The 20,314-nt window shown below is 72.1% G+C and carries 14 protein-coding genes and 1 pseudogene; 10 read left to right on the top strand and 5 right to left on the bottom strand.

Annotated features, from left to right (window positions below; all coding sequences use genetic code 11):
* Positions 1-57: 57 nt before the first annotated feature.
* Together OG452_RS30995 and OG452_RS31000 are read right to left on the bottom strand one after the other, a co-directional pair.
* Positions 58-567 (bottom strand): hypothetical protein, encoded by a 510-nt coding sequence (locus OG452_RS30995; protein WP_327298849.1) that lies wholly within the window; start codon positions 565-567, stop codon positions 58-60.
* 75 nt (positions 568-642) lie between these two features.
* The gene (locus OG452_RS31000; RefSeq protein ID WP_327298850.1) at positions 643-1,155 is read right to left on the bottom strand and encodes a DinB family protein; all 513 of its coding nucleotides are present in this window, start codon (positions 1,153-1,155) and stop codon (positions 643-645) included.
* A 181-nt stretch (positions 1,156-1,336) separates the two neighbouring features.
* Between OG452_RS31000 and OG452_RS31005 the strand changes: the two are divergent.
* Together OG452_RS31005 and OG452_RS31010 are read left to right on the top strand one after the other, a co-directional pair.
* Positions 1,337-2,583 (top strand): annotated as a pseudogene (locus OG452_RS31005) (FAD-dependent monooxygenase).
* Between the two features lie 26 nt (positions 2,584-2,609).
* Positions 2,610-3,515, top strand: coding sequence for a Gfo/Idh/MocA family protein (locus OG452_RS31010; RefSeq protein ID WP_327298851.1), 906 nt, complete (start codon positions 2,610-2,612; stop codon positions 3,513-3,515).
* Here the strand turns inward: OG452_RS31010 and lnt are convergent.
* Together lnt and OG452_RS31020 are read right to left on the bottom strand one after the other, a co-directional pair.
* Positions 3,439-5,010: an apolipoprotein N-acyltransferase gene (gene lnt / locus OG452_RS31015; RefSeq protein ID WP_327298852.1), complete on the bottom strand. Its 1,572-nt coding sequence runs from the start codon at positions 5,008-5,010 to the stop codon at positions 3,439-3,441. The genes OG452_RS31010 and lnt overlap by 77 nt on opposite strands.
* A gap of 124 nt (positions 5,011-5,134) precedes the next feature.
* Positions 5,135-5,656, bottom strand: coding sequence for a nuclear transport factor 2 family protein (locus OG452_RS31020; protein WP_327298853.1), 522 nt, complete (start codon positions 5,654-5,656; stop codon positions 5,135-5,137).
* Positions 5,657-5,794: 138 nt separating this feature from the next.
* Between OG452_RS31020 and OG452_RS31025 the strand changes: the two genes are divergently transcribed.
* The 5 genes from OG452_RS31025 (at position 5,795) to meaB (ending at position 15,808) form a co-directional block, all read left to right on the top strand.
* Positions 5,795-6,577, top strand: coding sequence for a crotonase/enoyl-CoA hydratase family protein (locus OG452_RS31025; RefSeq protein WP_327298854.1), 783 nt, complete (start codon positions 5,795-5,797; stop codon positions 6,575-6,577).
* Positions 6,578-6,803: 226 nt separating this feature from the next.
* Complete coding sequence (locus tag OG452_RS31030) at positions 6,804-10,511, top strand: S8 family serine peptidase (protein ID WP_327298855.1); 3,708 nt, start codon at positions 6,804-6,806, stop codon at positions 10,509-10,511.
* A gap of 192 nt (positions 10,512-10,703) precedes the next feature.
* Positions 10,704-12,608, top strand: a complete 1,905-nt coding sequence (locus OG452_RS31035; protein ID WP_327298856.1) for a methylmalonyl-CoA mutase family protein — start codon at positions 10,704-10,706, stop codon at positions 12,606-12,608.
* Positions 12,608-14,809: a methylmalonyl-CoA mutase gene (gene scpA, locus OG452_RS31040; protein ID WP_327298857.1), complete on the top strand. Its 2,202-nt coding sequence runs from the start codon at positions 12,608-12,610 to the stop codon at positions 14,807-14,809. The genes OG452_RS31035 and scpA overlap by 1 nt, the downstream gene beginning before the upstream one ends.
* A gap of 3 nt (positions 14,810-14,812) precedes the next feature.
* Positions 14,813-15,808: a methylmalonyl Co-A mutase-associated GTPase MeaB gene (meaB, locus tag OG452_RS31045; RefSeq protein ID WP_327298858.1), complete on the top strand. Its 996-nt coding sequence runs from the start codon at positions 14,813-14,815 to the stop codon at positions 15,806-15,808.
* Positions 15,809-15,832: 24 nt separating this feature from the next.
* On the opposite strand, the gene OG452_RS31050 is transcribed toward meaB, so the two are convergent.
* Positions 15,833-17,230 (bottom strand): hypothetical protein, encoded by a 1,398-nt coding sequence (locus OG452_RS31050; protein ID WP_327298859.1) that lies wholly within the window; start codon positions 17,228-17,230, stop codon positions 15,833-15,835.
* A 195-nt stretch (positions 17,231-17,425) separates the two neighbouring features.
* On the opposite strand from OG452_RS31050, the gene OG452_RS31055 reads away from it, so the two are divergent.
* Genes OG452_RS31055 through OG452_RS31065 form a run of 3 tightly spaced genes read left to right on the top strand, consistent with a single transcriptional unit; the run spans position 17,426 to position 20,300 of the window.
* Positions 17,426-18,715, top strand: a complete 1,290-nt coding sequence (locus OG452_RS31055) for a molybdopterin-dependent oxidoreductase (RefSeq protein WP_327298860.1) — start codon at positions 17,426-17,428, stop codon at positions 18,713-18,715.
* Positions 18,715-19,209 (top strand): hypothetical protein, encoded by a 495-nt coding sequence (locus OG452_RS31060; RefSeq protein WP_327298861.1) that lies wholly within the window; start codon positions 18,715-18,717, stop codon positions 19,207-19,209. The genes OG452_RS31055 and OG452_RS31060 overlap by 1 nt, the downstream gene beginning before the upstream one ends.
* Positions 19,209-20,300, top strand: a complete 1,092-nt coding sequence (locus OG452_RS31065; protein WP_327298862.1) for a slipin family protein — start codon at positions 19,209-19,211, stop codon at positions 20,298-20,300. Before OG452_RS31060 ends, OG452_RS31065 begins: the two co-directional genes overlap by 1 nt.
* Positions 20,301-20,314 lie beyond the last annotated feature (14 nt).

The following is a 20,314-nucleotide window of genomic DNA, read 5'->3' on the forward strand; positions in this document are numbered from 1 at the left end:
GGGGAGGGGCCGAGGGGGTAGCGGTGAACGGTGCGGGCGGGTTGAGGGGGCCGTGCATCACCGGCCGTACGTCTGGTGGCAGATCCGCGCCTGGGGGCTGTCCTGCGGCCAGCCTCCGTAGCCCTCGCCGAGCGCGCAGACATCCGCGTTGGTGCCGGACGGGTGGGCCGCGTGCTTCGGGAGCCGAGGCGGCGCCGACTGCGCGGGTTGGACGCGGCGTGGATGCGCCGTACGGGGGTGTGAGGGCCGGACCGTGTGGCGGACCGGTGCCGGGCCGGTACCGGCACTGAGCCCCGGCCCGGCTTCGCCGCCCGGGCGGCGTGCGGGCGGGCGGCCCGGGGGTGGGACGGCGGTCCGGTGGCCGGGCCCCGTCCCGGGAGGTACGGTCTCCAGCGCTTCGACAGGCGGGCCCTGCACGATCTGCGGGCCGGTGTCCTGCGCGTGGTGGCCGGGCGTCCGGGACGGTCCGGGCGGGGGCGGGGGCGCCGGGGGGACGGCAACGCAGCCGGTGGCGGCCCAGACGGCTGCACCCAGCAGGGCCAGAGTGATGATCTTCGTTCGGTGCACCCGACCAACTCTGCTGCCCGCAGGGGCCGTTCCGGGTGCCGGAAGCCGACATTGCCCCCGCACGGGTGAGCGCGGCTAGGCGCCGGTGACGCCGTCGATACACTCCCGGAGCAGATCCGCGTGACCGTTGTGGCGGGCGTACTCCTCGATCATATGGGTGTAGATCCACCGCAGGCTGAACTGCTCGCCCTGCCGGCCGAGCCCCTTGGAGAGGTCGTCCAGCGAGTAGCGGGCCGCCACCTCGCGTGCGTAGGCGATCTCCCGCTGCCAGGTGCTGTACGCCTCGTCCCAGGTGTCCGCATCGGTGAGGTGGAACTCCCCGTCCGGGTCCTCCTCGCTGAAGTAGAGCGGCGGGGTGTCCTCGCCCTCCATCATCTCGCGGAACCAGCCTCGTTCCACCTCGACCATATGCCGTACGAGCCCGAGCAGGGACAGCTCCGAAGGCGGCACCGCGGCCTCACGCAACTGCTTGTCGTCGAGCCCGGCGCACTTGTGAGCCAGGGTGGCGCGGTGGTAGTCCAGCCACCCTTCGAGCATGGTGCGTTCGTCGGCCCTGAGGGGTGGTTCCTGGCGTTCCTGTGTCGTCATGCGGAGCATCATCACCCGCGGGCCGGCGGCCCCGCTACGCGATATCCGTGCCCGCCCCTGGCGGGCTGTCAGGCCGGCATTCCGCGAAGCAGCTTCCCTGTCGGGGGCCGCCCCCCAGCCGGAGCCCGACCCGGCCTCCCGGCCGGGAACCGGCTCCCGGGCCGCCCGGCCCCGCGCCGTCGTGATCGGCGGCGGAATCGGCGGGCTGACGGCCGCCGCGGCTCTGTACGGGATCGGCTGGCAGGTGACCGTGCTGGAGCGCTCGGCCACTGTCGCATCCGTCGGATCGGCCATCTCGCTCGCCCCCAATGCCCAGCGCGCTCTCGACGTCATCGGGCTCGGCGACGAGATCCGCGCGTTGGCCGCCTGGCAGGGGGACGGCGGACTGCGCACACCGGGCGGCCGCTGGCTCTCACGTACCAGCACCGAAGCGGCGCGGCGGGCGTTCGGCGGGTCCGTCGTCCTGCTGCCCCGCGCCACTCTCGTGGACCGTCTCGCAGCCCAGCTGCCCGCCGGGTGCATACGGGCCGCGAACTGGCCGACCCGGGCACCCCCGGCAGGCCGGCCGTAGTGCGTACGGTGGACGGGGACATCGAAGCGGAGCTCGTCGTCGGCGCCGACGGCATCAACTCCGCCGTGCGCCGGACGCTCTTCCCCGCCCACCCCGGCCCCGTCTACGCCGGGTTCACCACCTGGCGTGTCATCGTTCCCGCGCCCGCCCGGCCCTTCCCGCCGCACGAGACCTGGGGCCGCGGGCAGTTGTGGGGCAGCCAGCCGATGCGGGACGGCCGCGTTTACGGTTACGCCGCCGCGGCGGCGCCCGAAGGCGGTCATGCTCCGGACGACGAGCAGGCCGAACTGCGGCGCCGTTACGGCGAATGGCACGACCCCGTCCCCGGCCTCATCGAGGCGGCCGAACCGGACCTGGTCCTGCGCCACGACGTCCGGCACCTGGCCGAGCCGCTGCCCGCCCACCACCGCGGGCGGACCGTACTGGTCGGCGACGCGGCGCACGCCATGACCCCGAGCCTCGGACAAGGCGGTAACCAGGCCATCGAGGACGCCGTCGTCCTCGCCCACCACGCCACCCCGTCGGCCGAGCTCACGGCCGCCCTCGCCGCGTACACGGCGGAGCGGCTCCCGCGGACGGCGGCGATCGCCCGCCAGGCCGCCAGGACAGGCCGGCTGACCCTGCTGCGCAGCGCACCGGCGGTAGCCGCGCGCACCGCGCTCATCAGTACGTTCTCCCTGCTGGGGCCCAATCTGGTGATGCGATCCTTCGCGGACATCGCGGGCTGGCAGCCGCCGCAGCGCACGTATGCTGCCCAGGCACACGGCACCGGAAACGGCACCGGAACACGACAGGCCGGTCAGCAGCCGGCCGACAGAGCGACACGTGCACAGAGCGACACATCGACAGACGGATAGATCGACAGACGGATAGGGAGGCCCCTGTGAAGGTCGGCTGCATCGGGCTCGGGGACATCGCGCAGAAGGCATATCTGCCGGTACTGACGGCCCTGCCCGGGATCGAACTGCATCTCCAGACCCGGACCCCGGCGACCCTCACCCGTACCGCCGAGACCTTCCGCATCCCGGCGGACCGGTGCCACACCGATCTGGACTCCCTGCTCGCGCAGAACCTTGATGCCGCGTTCGTCCACGCACCGACCGGTGTGCACCCCCAGATCGTGAGCCGGCTGCTCAGGGAGGGGGTGGCGACGTACGTCGACAAGCCGCTCTCGTACGAACTCGCCGAGTCCGAGCGGCTGGTGGCCCTCGCAGAGGACCGCGGTGTGAGCCTCGCCGTCGGCTTCAACCGGCGGCTGGCACCGGGCTACGCCCAGTGCGCCGACCACCCGCGCGACCTGATCCTGATGCAGAAGAACCGGACGGACCTCGCGGAGGACCCGCGCACCCTGGTGCTCGACGACTTCATCCACGTCGTCGACACCCTCCGCTTCCTGGCGCCGGGCCCGGTCGAGCACGTCGATGTGCGGGCCCGGATCCGTGCCGGGCTGATGCACCACGTGGTGCTCCACCTGTCCGGTGACGGTTTCTCCGCGATCGGCTCGATGAACCGGGTGAGCGGCTCCACCGAGGAGATCCTCGAAGTCTCGGGCCACGGCACCAAGCGACAGGTCGTCAATCTCGCGGAGACCATCGACCACAAGGGGCAGCCGACGGTCCGCCGCCGCGGCGACTGGGTGCCGGTGGCACGCCAGCGCGGCATCGAGCAGTGCGTGCTGGGCTTCCTCGAAGCGGTGACGGCGGGCAAACTGCTCAGCGCCAGGGACGCCCTGCTGACCCATGAGCTCTGCGAGCGGGTGGTCCTGCGGGCTCAGGCGCAGGCCGTCTGACCGAGCGCAGCCCTTCGACGGCGCACAGCACGGCGAGTACGGCCAGGGCGCCGTGGACAGGCCAGTCGCCGAACCTGACGTAGAGCGTCGTGCCGTGGGCCAGCGGGATGTCGTACACCTGCGAAGTGCTGCGGCCGGTTCCCAGCAGGGGGCCGGCCCGGTCGCCGCCGGGGCCGTACACCGCGCTCACTCCGGTGAGCGTGGCGTGCACCATCGGGCGGCCGCTCTCGGCCGCCCGCAGCGCGGCCAGCGACGCGTGCTGCTCGGGCGCCCAGCTGTGCTGGAACGATGAGGTCGACGACTGGGCCACCAGGAGTTGCGAGCCGTCCCTCGTCAGCTGCCTGCTCATGTCGGGGAAGGCTGTCTCGAAGCAGATCAGCGGCCCCACCCGCAGTCCGCTGGGCAGCTTCATGACGACCTGGTGCGTGCCGTGTCTGCGGTCCTCGCCCGCGGCCCGCCCTACCGATGTCGCCCAGCCGAGCAGCGAACGCGCCGGGATGTACTCGCCGAACGGAACCAGCCGCATCTTGTCGTAGCGGTCGCCGGTCAGCCCGGTGGGACCGACGAGTACGGAACTCTTGTAGATGCCCGGTGCGTCGGACCGCCTGGCATCCACATTGACCAGGATGTCCGCGCCGGTTTCCCGGGACAGCCGGGCGATACGCGCCGTCAGATCCGGGCGGGCCGCCAGATCCTGGCCGACGCTGCTCTCACCCCACACCACCAGGCCGACATGGCGGCCCGCCAGTTGCCGGGTCAGCGCCTCACTGCGGGCGAAGCGGGCGTTGACGCCCGGTACGACTCCCGGCTGGACGACCGCGATCCGCGTGCCGCCCGACGTCTCGGGGCGCGGCACCCACATCCAGACGGCCCCGGTGAGGACGGCGCAGGCCAGCACCCCGGCCGCTGCCGTCGTACGGGCCGACTCGACCACCAGCAGCGCCACGACTCCGGTGTTGACCGCCACCACGAGGAGGCTCACCAGCCAGACCCCGCCCACCGAGGCGAGCCGCAGCGCCGGTGCGACCTGCCACTGGCTGGAGCCCAGCAGCCCCCAGGGGCCGCCGAGCCCCTGCCAGGACCTCACCAGCTCGACCATCAGCCACCCGGAGGGCAGCACGAGCAGAGCGGCCGCCACCCGCGCGGCGCTCGCCGCTCCGCCCAGCATCCAGCGGACCAGCCACCCCCACGGCGCCCAGAGCAGCCCGAGCAGCGCGGCCAGCACCACGATGAAGACATTCAGGCTCGGAATCAGCCAGTGGTGCACAGTGATCATGAACCCGGTACCGCCGAGCCAGCCGTCCAGGGCGGCCCGCCGCCCCGTGGGCGCCGCACGTACCAGCAGCATCCAGGGCACCAGGGCCACATAGGCGAACCACCAGAGGGACGGCGCCGGGAAGGCGAACATCGGCAGCCCGCCGGCCAGCAGCGCCGCGGCGCCGCGCCACCAGGGCGAGCGGCCGGCCCTGCGCAGTCGCTCCAGCGGAATCCGCATCCGGCGCCTCCTCGCTCCCGCCCGGTGAGCAGCCTCGTGCGGACAGTCTCCGCCGAGTTGTCGCTTCCCACAGTGTGGGGGAGCGAGACGGCTGCCGACAGTGCGCCCGCACACGCCCGGCGTGTCAGATCCCGCCCGGCGCGCGCCGCCACTTCTCCTGTACGACGACGCCGAGCAGCCGCCAGCCGCTCTCCGTACGCACCAGGCTGAAGGCGTAGCGGCCGCCCGAGACGAAGTCCGGCGCGGCCGGTGCCGCGGCGCCTCCGGAAGCAGCATCGGTACCCGCACCGTCGGCACCCGCACCGTCGGGCGACCGGGACTTCAGCCGCATCGGATTGAGGTAGTCGGCCTGCAGCTCCGCCCGGTCTCCCGGGTAGCCGCCGAGATCCTGGAGCCGCAGCCGCCGGTTGACGATGAGGTGCTGGCGTACCGGAAAGAGCCGCATCATGTCCGCGAGCCAGTCGGCGACCTCCGACGCGGGCCCCTCCACCCCGCCGGCCGCGCGGTAGTCGGCCCGGCCGTCCGGTGCGAACAGGGCCCGGTAGTCGGCCCATTGGCCGTCGTCCACGGCCACCGCGTATCCGGTGATCAGATCGTCGATGTCCAGCCGGTCCATCACGGTAGCGAGTTCCACGCGCTGAGTCATCGGATCAGTCTCCGGCACCCGGTGTCCCGGGCCAAGGGGTCTGCAGGACCGCCTCGGCCCCCCGTACGGGACCGTGACCGGCAGCCCACTTGAACAGCGGCTCGACATCCCACGCCGGCCCCGGGGAGAGTGACGCGGATGACTGTACGCATCGAACGCAACGGCCCCGTCACCACTGTCGTGCTCGCACGGCCCGAGGCGCGCAACGCCGTCGACGGCCCCACCGCTCTCGCGCTGGCCGACGCCTTCCGCACCTTCGACGCCGACCCGGACGCGGCGGTGGCCGTGCTCTGGGGCGAAGGTGGCACCTTCTGCGCGGGGGCCGACCTGAAGGCTGTCGGCACCCCGCGCGGCAACACCGTCACCGCCACCGTCGGCGAAGGGGACGGCCCGATGGGGCCGACCCGGATGCGGCTCGGGAAGCCGGTGATCGCCGCCGTCTCCGGACACGCGGTGGCCGGCGGGCTGGAACTCGCGCTCTGGTGCGATCTGCGGGTGGCCGACGAGGACGCCGTGTTCGGGGTGTTCTGCCGGCGCTGGGGCGTACCGCTGATCGACGGCGGGACCGTACGGCTGCCCCGGCTCATCGGTGAGAGCCGGGCGATGGACCTGGTGCTGACCGGGCGCCCGGTCGGCGCGGCCGAGGCGCACACGATCGGTCTGGCCAACCGGGTGGTCCCCGCCGGTACCGCACGGGCGGCTGCCGAGGAACTCGCCGCATCCATCGCCGCGTTCCCGCAGACCTGTCTGCGCGAGGACCGGCTCGCGCTGCTGGAGCAGGGCGGTCTGTCCGAGGACGACGCGCTGGCGGGTGAACTGAGGCACGGGCGGATCTCGCTCACGCGGATGCAGCGCGGAGTGGACGAGTTCGCCGCCGGTGCGGGAAGGCACGGATCGTTCGGTCCAACGCCCGGCCTGTGAACCGGCGTTGAGGTGCCCGCACATCACCGGGACGACCGCCGCCTGACGTGCCCGCACACGACCGGCCGTCCGTTGACCTGCCCGCACGTCACCCGCTGGCAGTTTGCCGCCATGGCGCCTATCCGCCAGCCCATTCGCCCCACGGCCGCCGCGAGCACCCCGAGACTCTTCGCAGTGCCCGGGACCACCACCCCCGTCAGCCCGGGCCCCCGGAGAGAGGGGCACCATGACCAGAGCACCCGCGTGGCGAAGAGCCAGATGGCTCTCCGCCGGACTCGCGCTCGCACTGCTCCCGGCAGGCCAGGCGCTCGCGGCGACAGGAGCGGCCCAGGCCCCCGCGCCGTCCCGTACCGCGCCGCCGTCCGCCACCGCCCACGCGACGCACACCGTCACACTGATCACCGGTGACCGGGTGACCGTCACCGACCTCGGCGGCGGACACAGCACGGTCTCCGTCGAGCGCCCGAAGGGCGCGACCGGAGCCGTCCGCAGTCAGACGTCCAACGGCCGGGTCACCGTGCTGCCCGACGAGGCTCTGCCCTATCTCCGCTCGGGCGTCCTCGACAAGCGGCTCTTCGACGTCACCGGCCTCATCGAGCAGGGGCTCGGTACGGGCAAGACCGACGGGCTGCCGCTGATCGTCACGTACGGCAAGGGCGCCCGCAGCGCCGCACCGAGCGGCGCCACGACCGTCCGGTCCCTGCCGAGCGTCGGCGGCGCCGCCGTGCGGGCCGCCTCGTCCGGCACCTTCTGGAAGTCGCTCACCGACTCCCGTACCCGGCAGGCCGGTTCGTTCGCCGACGGGGTCAGGAAGGTCTGGCTCGACGGCCAGGTCAAGGCCGACATGGCCGAGAGCAACGCGCAGATAGGCACCCCAGCCGCCTGGCAGGCCGGACTCACCGGCAAGGGCGTCAAGGTCGCTGTTCTGGACACCGGCGTGGACGCCGACCACCCCGACCTCAAGGGCCGGATCAGCGCGTCCAAGTCGTTCATCGCCGGCGAGGACACCACCGACCGCAACGGCCACGGCACCCACACCACGTCGACCGTGGGCGGCAGCGGGGCCGCGTCCGACGGCAAGGAGAAGGGCGTCGCCCCGGACGCCGACCTGGCCGTCGGGAAGGTGCTGTCCGACGAGGGCTCCGGCACCGACTCCCAGATCATCGCGGGTATGGAGTGGGCCGCCAAGGACATCCACGCCAAGATCATCAGCATGAGCCTGGGCTCCCAGGAGGCCAGCGACGGCACCGACCCCATGGCGGCGGCGGTCAACGCCCTCTCCAAGGACACCGGCGCCCTGTTCGTGATTGCCGCCGGAAACACCGGCACCCCCACCTCCATAGGCTCGCCCGGCGCTGCCGACTCGGCGCTCACCATCGGCGCGGTGGACTCCGCCGACCAGCCCGCGTACTTCACCAGCCAGGGCCCGCGACTCGGCGACAACGCACTCAAGCCCGACCTGTCCGCGCCCGGCGTCGACATCCTCGCCGCCCGCTCGCAGTACGCCGAGGGCACCGGGGCGTACCAGACCATGAGCGGTACGTCGATGGCCACCCCGCACGTCGCGGGCGTCGCGGCGCTGCTCGCCCAGAAGCACCCCGACTGGACCGGGCAGCAGCTCAAGGACGCGCTGATGTCGACGTCCAAGACGCTGCCCGACCCGGTGTACACGCTGGGCGCGGGCCGGGTCGACGTCCCCGCGGCCACCACCGCGAGCATCACCGCCACCGGCAGCGCCGACCTCGGCTTCTACTCCTGGCCGTACGAGGACGACAAGCCGGTCACCCGCACGGTGACCTACGCCAACTCCTCCGACGCACCGGTGACTCTGGCGCTCGCCGCCGACGGAGCCGCCGACGGCGTCGTCAAGCTCGCCGACACGAGCCTGACCGTGCCCGCGCACTCCACCGCGCAGACCACCGTCACCGGCGACGGCGCCAAGGCGCCCGTCGGCAACACCTCGGGGCAGATCACCGCGAGCGCCGGCGGCAAGGTCGTCGCGCACACCGCTTTCGGCCTGGTCAAGGAGGAGGAGCGGTACACCCTCACCGTCCATGTGAAGGACCGGGACGGCGCGCCGGCCGCCGCCGGTCTCGTCGTGCAGGAACTTGCCAGGGGGACCGACCCGTACAACGCGGCCGTCGGCGAGTCCGGCACCCTCACCCTGCGGCTGAAGCCCGGCACCTACTCGGTGGCGTCCTTCCTCGACGTACGCGGAGCCAAGGGCAAGGACTCGCTCGGCCTCGGCTTCCTCACCGACCCGCAGATCGTCGTCGACCGTAACCGTGAAATCACCCTGGACGGGCGCCAGTTGCACCAGATCACGGCGCAGGTGTCGCGGCGCACCGAGACCCGGCAGCTGCTGATGGAGTTCGACCGCAAGGCGAACGGCGCCGACTTCGGCGGAGCGGTACAGGTGCCCCTCGCCTACGACAGCATCTTCGCCGCGCCCACCAAGAAGGTCACCGACGGGACCTTCGAGTACCGCACCGTCTGGCGTCTCGGCAAGCCCCTGCTCGAAGCGGTCGCCGGCGGCAAGCGGATCAGCGACACCGTCGTACAGGCCGGCTCCAGCCTCCTCGACGGCCGCCACCGGGTCGGCATCGCCGACCTCGGGACCGGCACAGCGGCCGAGTACCAGGGCAAGAACGTCCGCGGCAAGGCCGTCCTGGTCCGCGCCACGGCCGGCGTCACCCCGCAGCAGCTCACCGCCGCCGCACAGCAGGCCGGAGTCGTCTCGCTCTTCGTCACCGACGACGCGCCGGGGCGGCTCAGCGCCTGGTTCGGCGCGGACGACGGCTCGGACACGCCTCTCCAGGTGGCGTCCGTGAACGCGGCCGACGGCGCCCTGCTGGCAGCCACCGCGCGCCGCCAGGGCACGGTGGAGCTCACCGGCACCCGCTACACGCCGTACGTCTACGACCTCTCCGACGGCCACCCCGGGGCGGTCCCGAAGGACCTGTCGTACAAGCCGGGCAAGAAGGATCTCGCCACTCTGGACACCAAGTTCCACGCCCCCAAGCCTGTCGACGGCGGCGAGTTCCGCTACTCGATCACCGGTACCTTCCCGATCGGCTACGGATTCGCGGAGCGTACGCACTACCCGGCCGAGCGGACCGACTACGTCAGCACGGGCACGGGCCAGCTCTGGTACCAGTCCGCCACCGCGGGGCCGACCTCGCTGGAGGAGCGCAGCGGTCTGGTCACCTACAAGGGCGGCAGCCGCAGCACACTCGACTGGTTCAAGCCCGTGCTGCACCCCTGGCTCGGCACCGGACTGGGCTGGGGCCAGCAGCGCGCGGGCAACGACCTTCAGTTCAACACCCCCGGCTGGGGCGACTCCGGTCCCGACCACACCGGATTCGGCGACGTCTGGAGCGACGACTCCCTGACCCAGACCACCGATGTGTACGCGAACGGGGTCCAGGTCGACCACAAGACCAGCTCGGGCGCCTACGCCTGGGACGCCGACCCGGCGGAGACCACGTACAAGGTGGTGACCGACACCACGAGCGACCCGGCCACCTGGGTGCTGTCCACGAAGGGCCACTCCGAGTGGACCTTCAAGTCGGCCGAGACCCCGGCCGACCACTACACCTACCTGCCACTGCTCAACCTGGGCTTCGACGTGAACACCGACCTCGCCGGTGATGTCCGTGCCGGGCACACTCTGCCCATCTCCATCAGCGCCGAGTACATCGAGGGCGCCACGGACACCGGGACGATCAAGTCGGGGGCGCTGGAGGTCTCCTACGACGACGGCAAGACCTGGACGTCCGTCGGGCTCAGCACGGCCCACGGCGAATCCACCGTCTGGAAGGGCTCGCTGCGAGTGCCCAAGGACGCCGGATACATCTCGCTGCGCGCCTCCGCCACCGACGACCGCGGCGGCTCGGTGAAGCAGGAGATCATCCGGGCGGTGGGCGTGAAGTAGCCCTGTGAAGTAGCCCTGTGAAGTAGCGCGGGGAGCGAAGCAGCAGAATCACCAGCAACCCGGGCCCTCCGCGGTGCGGACCGGGAGCCCGGTGCGGCGCAGGCCGTACCGGGCTCCCGAACGGACGAGAGAGTCCAAGGTCACAGTGGTTCTCCCAACTGCACACCTGGCCCCCTCGCCTAGCATCTGAGCATGACGGTCCTGCCCGACAACGGGTTCCCCCTGGCCGCCGGATTCCCGCATGCGACCCATGAGCAGTGGCAGCGCCTTGTGGAAGGTGTACTGCGCAAATCGGGTAAGGATGTCCCGGGTACGGCGGCGGAAGCAGCGCTCTCCACCGAACTGGACGACGGCCTTGTAGTCCAGCCGCTCTACACCGCTCCGGACGGCAGCGGGGGTGAGCAGGCCGGGGCCACGGCCCCGGCGGAGCTCCCGGGGTTCGCACCGTTCACCCGCGGCAGCACTCCGGCCGGCCGTGTGGCCGGTGGCTGGGACGTACGCCAGCGGCACAGCCGGCCCGATGCCTCGCGCACCAACGCGGCCGTGCTCGCGGACCTGGAGAACGGTGTCTCCTCTGTCTGGCTCACCGTGGGCGATGCGGGTGTCCCGGTGTCCTCTATCGGCGCGGCTCTCGAAGGCGTCCATCTCGACCTGGCGCCGGTCGTCCTCGACGCGGGCGCCGAATTCGACGGCGCAGCAAGGGGATTGCTGCGCCTCCTCGACGAGCGCGGTGTCGCCGCCGACGCGGCGCTCGGCGTCCTCGGCGCTGACCCGCTCGGCCATGCGGCCCGTACCGGTGCGTACGACGTCGTGGCCGGGCACACCGCGCGGGCCGTCGCACTGGCCGAGCTGTGCCACCAGCGGTATCCGCGGATGCGGGCGCTCGTCGTGGACGCGCTGCCGTACCACTCGGCGGGCGGCTCGGCCGCCCAGGAGCTGGGCTGCTCGCTCGCCACCGCGGTGGCGTACCTCCGCGCACTCACCGCGGCCGGACTCGACGTGGCGGCGGCCTGCGGACAGCTCGAATTCCGCTACGCGGCCACCGCCGACCAGTTCCTGACGATCGCGAAGCTGCGCGCCGCGCGCCGCCTCTGGGCCCGGGTGGCCGAGGCGAGCGGCGCTCCGGCGGCCGGGGCGCAGCACCAGCACGCGGTGACATCCCCGGTGATGATGGCGCGGCGCGACCCGTGGGTGAACATGCTGCGTACGACGGTCGCCTGCCTGGCGGCCGGTACGGGCGGCGCGGACGCGGTGACCGTGCTGCCCTTCGACCACACGCTGGGCCTGCCGGACGACTTCGCCCGCCGTGTCGCCCGCAACACCTCGACGATCCTGGTCGAGGAGTCGCATCTGGCACGGGTGATCGACCCCGCAGGCGGCTCCTGGTACGTGGAGCGGCTCACCGACGAACTGGCGCAGGCGGCCTGGGAGTGGTTCCAGGAGATCGAACGCGCCGGGGGCCAGGAGCAGGCCCTGCGGTCCGGGCTGATCGCCGGACGGCTGGCGGCCACCTGGGAGCGGCGCAGCGAGAAGCTGGCCGGACGGAGCGAACCGGTCACCGGCGTCAGCGAGTTCCCCCAGCTGGTCGAGCGTGCCGTGGTCAGGGACCCCGCGCCCGCCGCTCCCGGCGGTGGCCTTCCGGTGGTCCACCGCGACGACGCCTTCGAAGCGCTGCGGGCCCGCTCGGACGCCCATCTGGCGGCGACCGGCGCCCGCCCCCGGGTGTTCCTGGCCGCCCTCGGCCCCGCTGCCGCGCACACCGCGCGGGCCACCTTCGCCGCCAACCTCTTCCAGGCGGGCGGCATCGAACCGGTTCACGGCCCGGTGCCGGGCGAACCCGGCACGGCCGCCGTGGCGTTCGCCGAGGCGGGCACCACCCTGGCCTGCATCTGTTCAAGCGACGCCGTCTACGCCGAGCAGGCGCCGGAGACCGCCGGCGCGCTGAAGGCCGCCGGAGCGCGGCAGGTGTTCCTCGCCGGCCGCCCCGGAGACCGGCGCGACGCGTATCTGGCCGCCGGGGTGGACGAGTTCGTCTTCGCCGGAGGAGACGTGGTGGCCGTGCTGACCTCCGTCCTCGACCGTATGGGAGTGGCGTAATGCAGATCCCGGACTTCACCGAGATCGAACTGGGGCCGGGTGCCTCCGACGGACCCACCGACGAGCAGTGGCGGGCGGCGGTGAAGGAGAGCACCGGCCACAGCGTCGACGAGCTGGTGTGGCAGACCCCCGAGGGCATCCCCGTCAAACCCCTCTACACCGGCCAGGACACCGAGGGGCTCGACTTCCTCGCCACCTATCCGGGCATCGCGCCGTACCTCCGCGGCCCCTACCCGACGATGTACGTCAACCAGCCCTGGACGATCCGTCAGTACGCCGGCTTCTCCACCGCCGAGGAGTCGAACGCCTTCTACCGCCGCAACCTGGCGGCCGGTCAGAAGGGCCTCTCGGTCGCCTTCGACCTGCCGACGCACCGCGGTTACGACAGCGACCACCCGCGCGTCACCGGCGATGTCGGTATGGCGGGCGTCGCCATCGACTCGATCTACGACATGCGGCAGCTCTTCGACGGTATCCCGCTGGACAAGATGTCCGTGTCCATGACGATGAACGGAGCGGTACTGCCCGTACTGGCGCTGTACATCGTCGCCGCCGAGGAGCAGGGCGTACCGCCGGAGAAGCTGGCAGGGACCATCCAGAACGACATCCTCAAGGAGTTCATGGTCCGCAACACCTACATCTATCCGCCGAAGCCCTCCATGCGGATCATCTCCGACATCTTCGCCTACACCTCGCAGAAGATGCCGCGCTACAACTCCATCTCCATCTCCGGGTACCACATCCAGGAAGCGGGCGCGACAGCGGATCTGGAGCTGGCCTACACGCTGGCCGACGGTGTGGAGTACCTGCGGGCCGGTATCGCCGCAGGTATGGATGTCGACGCCTTCGCACCGAGGCTCTCCTTCTTCTGGGCGATCGGCATGAACTTCTTCATGGAGATCGCGAAGCTGCGCGCGGCCCGGCTGCTCTGGGCCAGGCTGGTCAAGGAGTTCGACCCGAAGAACGCCAAGTCCCTCTCGCTGCGCACCCATTCGCAGACCTCCGGCTGGTCGCTCACCGCGCAGGACGTCTTCAACAACGTGACCCGCACCTGTGTCGAGGCGATGGCCGCCACCCAGGGCCACACCCAGTCGCTGCACACCAACGCACTCGACGAGGCACTGGCTCTGCCGACCGACTTCTCCGCCCGGATCGCCCGCAACACCCAGCTGCTGCTGCAGCAGGAGTCGGGCACCTGCCGCGTCATCGACCCGTGGGGCGGCAGTGCGTACGTGGAGAAGCTCACGCACGACCTGGCGCAGCGCGCCTGGCAGCACATCGAGGAGGTCGAGGCGGCCGGCGGTATGGCGCAGGCCATCGACGCGGGCATCCCCAAGCTCCGGGTGGAGGAGGCGGCCGCCCGTACCCAGGCCCGTATCGACTCCGGGCGCCAGCCCGTCGTCGGCGTCAACAAGTACCGGGTGGAGACCGACGAGGAGATCGACGTACTCAAGGTCGACAACTCCTCGGTGCGCACCCAGCAGGTCGCCAAGCTGAAGCGGCTGCGCGAGGAGCGCGACGAAGCGGCCTGCCAGGAGGCGCTGCGGGCGCTGACCGCCGCCGCCGGCCGCGAACCCGGGCCTGACCTGGACGGCAATCTGCTGGCCCTCGCGGTCGACGCGGCGCGGGCGATGGCCACCGTCGGTGAGATCTCCGACGCCCTGGAGAAGGTCTACGGGCGGCACGCGGGGCAGATCCGTACGATCTCCGGTGTGTACCGGACCGAGGCAGGGGAGTCGCCCTCCGTGGAGCGGACGCGCCGGCTGGTGGACTCCTTCGAGGAGGCCGAGGGGCGCCGTCCGCGCATCCTCGTCGCCAAAATGGGCCAGGACGGCCACGACCGCGGCCAGAAGGTGATCGCCACCGCCTTCGCCGACCTGGGCTTCGACGTGGACGTCGGCCCGCTCTTCCAGACGCCGGGCGAGGTGGCACGGCAGGCCGTCGAAGCGGATGTGCACATCGTCGGGGTCTCCTCGCTCGCCGCGGGACACCTCACGCTCGTGCCCGCGCTCCGGCAGGAGCTGGCAGCGGAGGGCCGGGAGGACATCATGATCGTGGTCGGCGGGGTCATCCCGCCCCAGGACATCCCGGCCCTGCACGAGGCCGGCGCCGCCGCGGTCTTCCCGCCGGGCACCGTGATCCCGGACGCCGCCTACGACCTGGTGGTCCGGCTCGCCTCCGCCCTCGGGCACGAGCTCTGAACGATGGCACCGCACATCGATCCGGACCGCTATGCCCAGGGCGTCCTTGACGGGTCACGGGCCACCGTCGCGCGGGCCATCACACTGGTGGAGTCGTCCCGGGCGGACCACCGGGCCCTCGCCCAGCAGCTCCTGACGGCGCTGCTCCCGCACTCCGGGAAAGCCCGCCGGATCGGGATCAGCGGGGTGCCGGGCGTCGGGAAGTCCACCTTCATCGACGCCTTCGGCACTCTGCTCACGGGCCTGGGCCACCGGGTGGCGGTGCTCGCCGTCGACCCCTCGTCCAGCAGGACCGGCGGCTCCATCCTGGGTGACAAGACCCGGATGGAGCGGCTGGCTGTGGACCCGGCGGCCTACGTCAGGCCCTCACCGACCGCCGGCACCCTCGGCGGGGTGGCCCGCGCCACCCGGGAGGCCATGGTCGTGGTGGAGGCGGCCGGGTACGACGTCGTCCTGGTGGAGACCGTCGGGGTCGGCCAGTCCGAGACCGCCGTGTCGGACATGGTGGACTCCTTCCTGCTGCTCACCCTGGCCCGCACCGGCGACCAGCTGCAGGGCATCAAGAAGGGCGTGCTGGAGCTCGCCGACGTCATCGCCGTCAACAAGGCGGACGGCCCGCACGAACGCGACGCGCGCTCGGCCGCCCGTGAACTCGCGGGCGCCCTGCGGCTGATGCACCCGGCCGACGCCGCGTGGACCCCGCCGGTGCTCAGCTGCAGCGCCCGGGAGTCCCTCGGTCTCGACACCGTGTGGGAACGGCTCGAACAGCACCGCAAGGTCCTGGACGCGTCAGGCCGGCTGGCCGCCAAACGGCGTGACCAGCAGGTCGACTGGGCCTGGACGATGGTGCGCGACGGGCTGCTCAAGGAGCTGCACGACCACCCTGACGTCAAACGTCTCGCCCCGCAGCTCGAACAGGAGCTGCGTGGCGGCACCTTGACGCCGACCCTCGCCGCCGAGCGGATCCTCGGCGCGTTCCGGGGGCCGACAGCGGGCTGAGATGCCGGCCGGCGCCGATGCCGCTCACCATGTGGTGAGCAGCAGGTGGTTGACGAGCAGGGCGAGGAGCGCCTGCAGCGTCAGCCAGCGGCGCCGGTCCGCGGCGGGGAGCAGCGCCGCCGCGGGCAGCATCCAGAGCGCGAAGGGAATCCAGATGCGCTCGGTCTCCGCCTTGCTCATGCCCGACAGATCAGCGATCAGAAGCGCGAACAGGACGGCCAGGGCGAGCATCCCGAGCCGGTCGGCGGCGTCCTCCCGCGCCCCGCGCCAGCGGCGGACCGCCCCCGGGAGCGAGCCGCCCGCCCGCCGCAGCCCGGCCACGGACGCCACTCCGGTGATGATCACGGCGCAGGCGAGGTTGCCCCACACCCAGTAACTCTGCGGCCGGTCGCCTCCCACGCCCTGGTAGTAGCGCTCCACCAGCAGGCCGTACGCCTCCCACCAGTTGAAGCCCGCGAGCGTGAACACGAGGGCGACGAGCCCCACTCCGGCAAGCGCGGGCCCCAGTGGGCGGGCGTTGCGGGCGAGGAGGAGGACCGCGACAGCCGGCACCGCGAAGAGAGTCAGCCCGTACGAGAGATAGAGCGCCCAGCCGAAGAGCAGTCCCGCAGCCAGCGCGACGAGTGCGGGGGCGCGGACCGTACGGGTGGCCGCCAGGGCGAGCAGGGCGACCGCCCAGGCGACGACCGCCGCGAAGTAGCCGTCGGCCGACGTCCCGATCCAGACGGCGGCCGGTGCCAGGACGAGGAAGGGCGCCGCCCTGCGCGCGGTCCGCTCGCCGGTCAGGGCGCGCAGCGCCACCAGAACGGCGACCGCCGCCGATCCGCCGGCCGTGATGCACCAGACGCCGGCCCAGCCACCGCCGCCCAGGCCGATCCGGTCCAGCCAGACGAAGGTCAGCGTGGCGCCCGGCGGATGCCCCGCCACGTGCGCGGGCCAGTTGTGCGGGTCTCCGATCAGGATGTGCTGGTTGAACTCCCGAAGCGTCGGCCCGATGTGCGCGAACCGGTCGATGACACTGAGGTACTCGTTCCTGTTGACGAGCCGGTTCGCGACGCCCCGCTGCCAGCCGTCCACCAGGGCCAGCGACCAGATCCAGACCATCGACGCGGCACAGACCACCGGCGTCAGCGCCCGCCAGGGCAGCCGGGCGACGAGCACCGGCCCGTAGACGATCACCCCGGCCGCGACGGCGACAGCAGCGGGGGTGCCCAGCCCCACATGCGGGAGCCAGTAGGCCAGCAGCGGCGGCCACGCCACATGCAGGGTGCCGTCGGCGTTCTGGATGACGGTGCCGACGACGGCGGCCGCGGCGACGAGCAGCGCTGCGGCGATCGCGGCGACGACGTCGGTCCGCCGTCCCCGGCGCGCCGGGGACGCGGGCTCGGCGGATTTCTCGGCGAGGGGGGCGGGGGCTGTCACAGGCCCACGCTAGGCCGCCGGACGCCGGGAGACACCGAGGCGAAGCCGTCCGTCACCGAACCGTCAGATCTCCTCACGGGGTCCGCCCGACGTCAGAGTTTCGTCATCGGTTCCGGGCCCCGCGAGGCCGGCGCACCGGCTTAACGTCGGGGCGCGGCCGTGGACGACCACCGCCGGAACCCCCCGGGAAGTGCCATGCGCGCCAAGCCGAATGCCCCGCAGATCCTCTCGCCCGCCGCCCCCGGCTTCTGGCGCAGTCCGCTGCGCGGGCCGTGGCTGACAGCGCTGCTCGGCCTCGTCCTGCTGGCCGGGATCACCGTGCTGGTCGTGACCGGGCTGCTGTCCTACGCCGCCTACAACCCGGATCTCGCCGCGGTCAACGACAAGACCCCGGGCAAGGGGCTGCTCGGCTTCTACCTCTTCGCATGGCCCACCGGCCCGCACTGGCTCTACCGCCTCACCCAGGGCACGCATGTGACGCTCGGCGTCGTGCTCGTCCCGGTACTGCTCGCCAAGCTCTGGTCCGTCGTCCCGAAGCTCTTCGCGCTGCCGCCCGCCCGGTCGGTGGCCCACGCACTGGAGCGGATCTCGCTGCTCCTGCTGGTCGGCGGGGTGCTATTCGAGTTCGCCACCGGCCTGCTCAACGTCCAGCTCGACTACCTCTTTCCCGGGTCGTTCTACGCGCTGCACTTCTACGGGGCCTGGGTGTTCACCGCCGCCTTCGCCGCGCACGTGGCCCTCCGGCTCCCCATGGCGGTGCGGGTGCTCCGCGAGAGGGGGCTGCGGGCGCCGCTGCGGGACCCCGCGGCCCGGCAGCAGGAGCCGCGCGACACCTCCGGCCTGGTCACGCCCCACCCGGCGGCCATGACGCTCTCCCGGCGCGGTCTCCTGGGGCTGACCGGCGGCGGATCACTCCTGCTGCTCGCGGTGACGGCGGGCCAGAGCACCGGCGGACCGCTGCGCCGGGTGGCGCTGCTCGCACCGCACGGCGGCGAGGAACCCGGGCGCGGCCCGAACGGTTTCCAGATCAACAAGACCGCGGCACTGGCCGGCATCGGAACCCGGGACACCGGCGGTGACTGGCGGCTGGAGGTGCGGGGCCCCGGGGGATCGGTGCGCCTGACCCGCGAGGAGCTGCTGCGCCTCCCGCAGCACGGCGCGCACCTTCCCATCGCCTGCGTGGAGGGCTGGTCGACACCGGACCAGGGCTGGCACGGCGTACGGCTGCGGGACCTGGCCGCCCTGGTCGGCGCGGCGGACCGGCCGCCGGGAGTGCTCGTACGGTCCCTCCAGCGGCACGGTCCCTTCCGCGAGGCGGCGCTGCGGGACAACCAGGTCCGCGACCCGGACTCGCTGCTGGCCCTGCGTGTCAACGGCGCCGATCTCTCGCCCGACCACGGTTACCCGGCACGGATCATCGTCCCGGCGGCTCCGGGCGTCCTCAACACCAAATGGGTGGCCTCGCTGACCTTCGGGGAGCTGTGATGCGGCGGTTCGAGCGCTGGTACGGGGCAGGTCCGCTGCAACTCGCCGTGCTGCTCGTCTCCTTCGCCGTGGCGGCATACGCGGGGGTGCGGCTGCTCGCGGGCGACTGGTCCGGGATCGTCGTCTGGTTCGCCGGCGCCGCCCTGGTGCAGGACCTGGTGCTGATCCCGCTCTACTCGCTGGCCGACCGGGCCCTGCGGGCGCTGCCCGGCGTGGTCCGCGGGGGGTGGACCAACACCCTCAGAGTGCCGGCGGCGCTGTCCGGACTGCTGCTGCTCGTCTGGTTCCCACTGATCCTCGGGCCGCCGGAGCGCTACGGGCGCGCCACCGGGCTGCCCGGCGGAGTGTTCCTGACCCGGTGGCTGCTGATCACGGCGGCGCTCTTCGCGCTCGCGGCCGTCCTGCGCGTGGCCAGATCCCTGCGCCGATCGCCGGGTACGGCATTTGGGGCATATCGTGGGAGACGTAACGACTCGGGCTCTAGGGGGTCGTAATGGTGGCAGCACTTCTCACCGCGATAGTGGTGATCCTCTGTTGCGCCGCTGTGTACGGAATCTCCGCGGCGCGCGTGATCAAGCAGTACGAGCGTGGTGTGGTCTTCCGGTTCGGCCGGCTGCGTGAGGCGGAACGGCTGCCGGGATTCACCACGGTGATCCCGGGCGTCGACCGGCTGCACAAGGTGAATCTGCAGATCGTGACGATGCCGGTCCCGGCCCAGGAGGGCATCACGCGGGACAACGTGACGGTACGTGTCGACGCCGTCGTCTACTTCAAGGTGGTCAACGCGGCTGATGCGGTCATCGCCGTCGAGGACTACCGGTTCGCGGTCTCGCAGATGGCGCAGACCTCGCTGCGTTCGATCATCGGTAAGAGCGATCTGGACGATCTGCTGTCGAACCGCGAGAAGCTGAACCAGGGCCTGGAGCTGATGATCGACAGTCCGGCGATCGGCTGGGGTGTGCAGATCGACCGGGTGGAGATCAAGGACGTGTCGCTGCCCGAGACGATGAAGCGGTCGATGGCACGGCAGGCGGAGGCGGCCCGTGAACGGCGTGCCCGGGTCATCAACGCCGATGCCGAGCTCCAGGCGTCGAAGAAGCTGGCCCAGGCCGCCGAAGTGATGTCCGAGCACCCGGCAGCCCTCCAGCTCCGTCTGCTGCAGACAGTCGCCGAGGTCGCGTCCGAGAAGAACTCCACGCTGGTCCTGCCGTTCCCCGTGGAGCTGCTCCGGTTCCTGGAACGGGCACAGCGCTACCCGCAGATGCCGGGGGCGGAGCCCGAAGGGAAGGCGGCCGGCACCGCGAAGAGCGATACCCCCGCGGCCGACGGCGTGGAGGCCGCCGTACCCGGGCTCTCCGCCGAAGAGATCGAGGCGGCGAAGGCGGACCTGTCCTCACTCGGAATCCCGCTGCCGGGGCTGGAGGCGCTGGAGCAGTCCAGGCCAGCGGACTCCGGTCCGTCCACCGAAGCGGATCCCGGCCGCGCCACTGACGCGGAAGCGGAGGCTGGCCTGCCCGTACCGGATGACACCCCGTCCGGAGAGCGGCTTTCCGGTCCGGACGAGGGGTCCGGAACCGGGAAGTGACGGCACGCGCCGTT

This window comes from Streptomyces sp. NBC_01197, assembly GCF_036010505.1.
In the GTDB taxonomy this organism is placed as follows: Bacteria; Actinomycetota; Actinomycetes; order Streptomycetales; family Streptomycetaceae; genus Streptomyces.

What these genes read in the sequence shown, in the direction of transcription:
- OG452_RS31055 (WP_327298860.1), top strand. Translation starts at nt 17,426, where the DNA reads ATGCGCGCCAAGCCGAATGCCCCGCAGATCCTCTCGCCCGCCGCCCCC.
- scpA (WP_327298857.1), top strand. Translation starts at nt 12,608, where the DNA reads ATGCAGATCCCGGACTTCACCGAGATCGAACTGGGGCCGGGTGCCTCC.
- OG452_RS31020 (WP_327298853.1), bottom strand. Translation starts at nt 5,656, where the DNA reads ATGACTCAGCGCGTGGAACTCGCTACCGTGATGGACCGGCTGGACATC.
- OG452_RS31025 (WP_327298854.1), top strand. Translation starts at nt 5,795, where the DNA reads ATGACTGTACGCATCGAACGCAACGGCCCCGTCACCACTGTCGTGCTC.
- OG452_RS31035 (WP_327298856.1), top strand. Translation starts at nt 10,704, where the DNA reads ATGACGGTCCTGCCCGACAACGGGTTCCCCCTGGCCGCCGGATTCCCG.
- OG452_RS31060 (WP_327298861.1), top strand. Translation starts at nt 18,715, where the DNA reads ATGCGGCGGTTCGAGCGCTGGTACGGGGCAGGTCCGCTGCAACTCGCC.
- OG452_RS31030 (WP_327298855.1), top strand. Translation starts at nt 6,804, where the DNA reads ATGACCAGAGCACCCGCGTGGCGAAGAGCCAGATGGCTCTCCGCCGGA.
- OG452_RS31065 (WP_327298862.1), top strand. Translation starts at nt 19,209, where the DNA reads ATGGTGGCAGCACTTCTCACCGCGATAGTGGTGATCCTCTGTTGCGCC.
- meaB (WP_327298858.1), top strand. Translation starts at nt 14,813, where the DNA reads ATGGCACCGCACATCGATCCGGACCGCTATGCCCAGGGCGTCCTTGAC.
- OG452_RS31000 (WP_327298850.1), bottom strand. Translation starts at nt 1,155, where the DNA reads ATGACGACACAGGAACGCCAGGAACCACCCCTCAGGGCCGACGAACGC.
- lnt (WP_327298852.1), bottom strand. Translation starts at nt 5,010, where the DNA reads ATGCGGATTCCGCTGGAGCGACTGCGCAGGGCCGGCCGCTCGCCCTGG.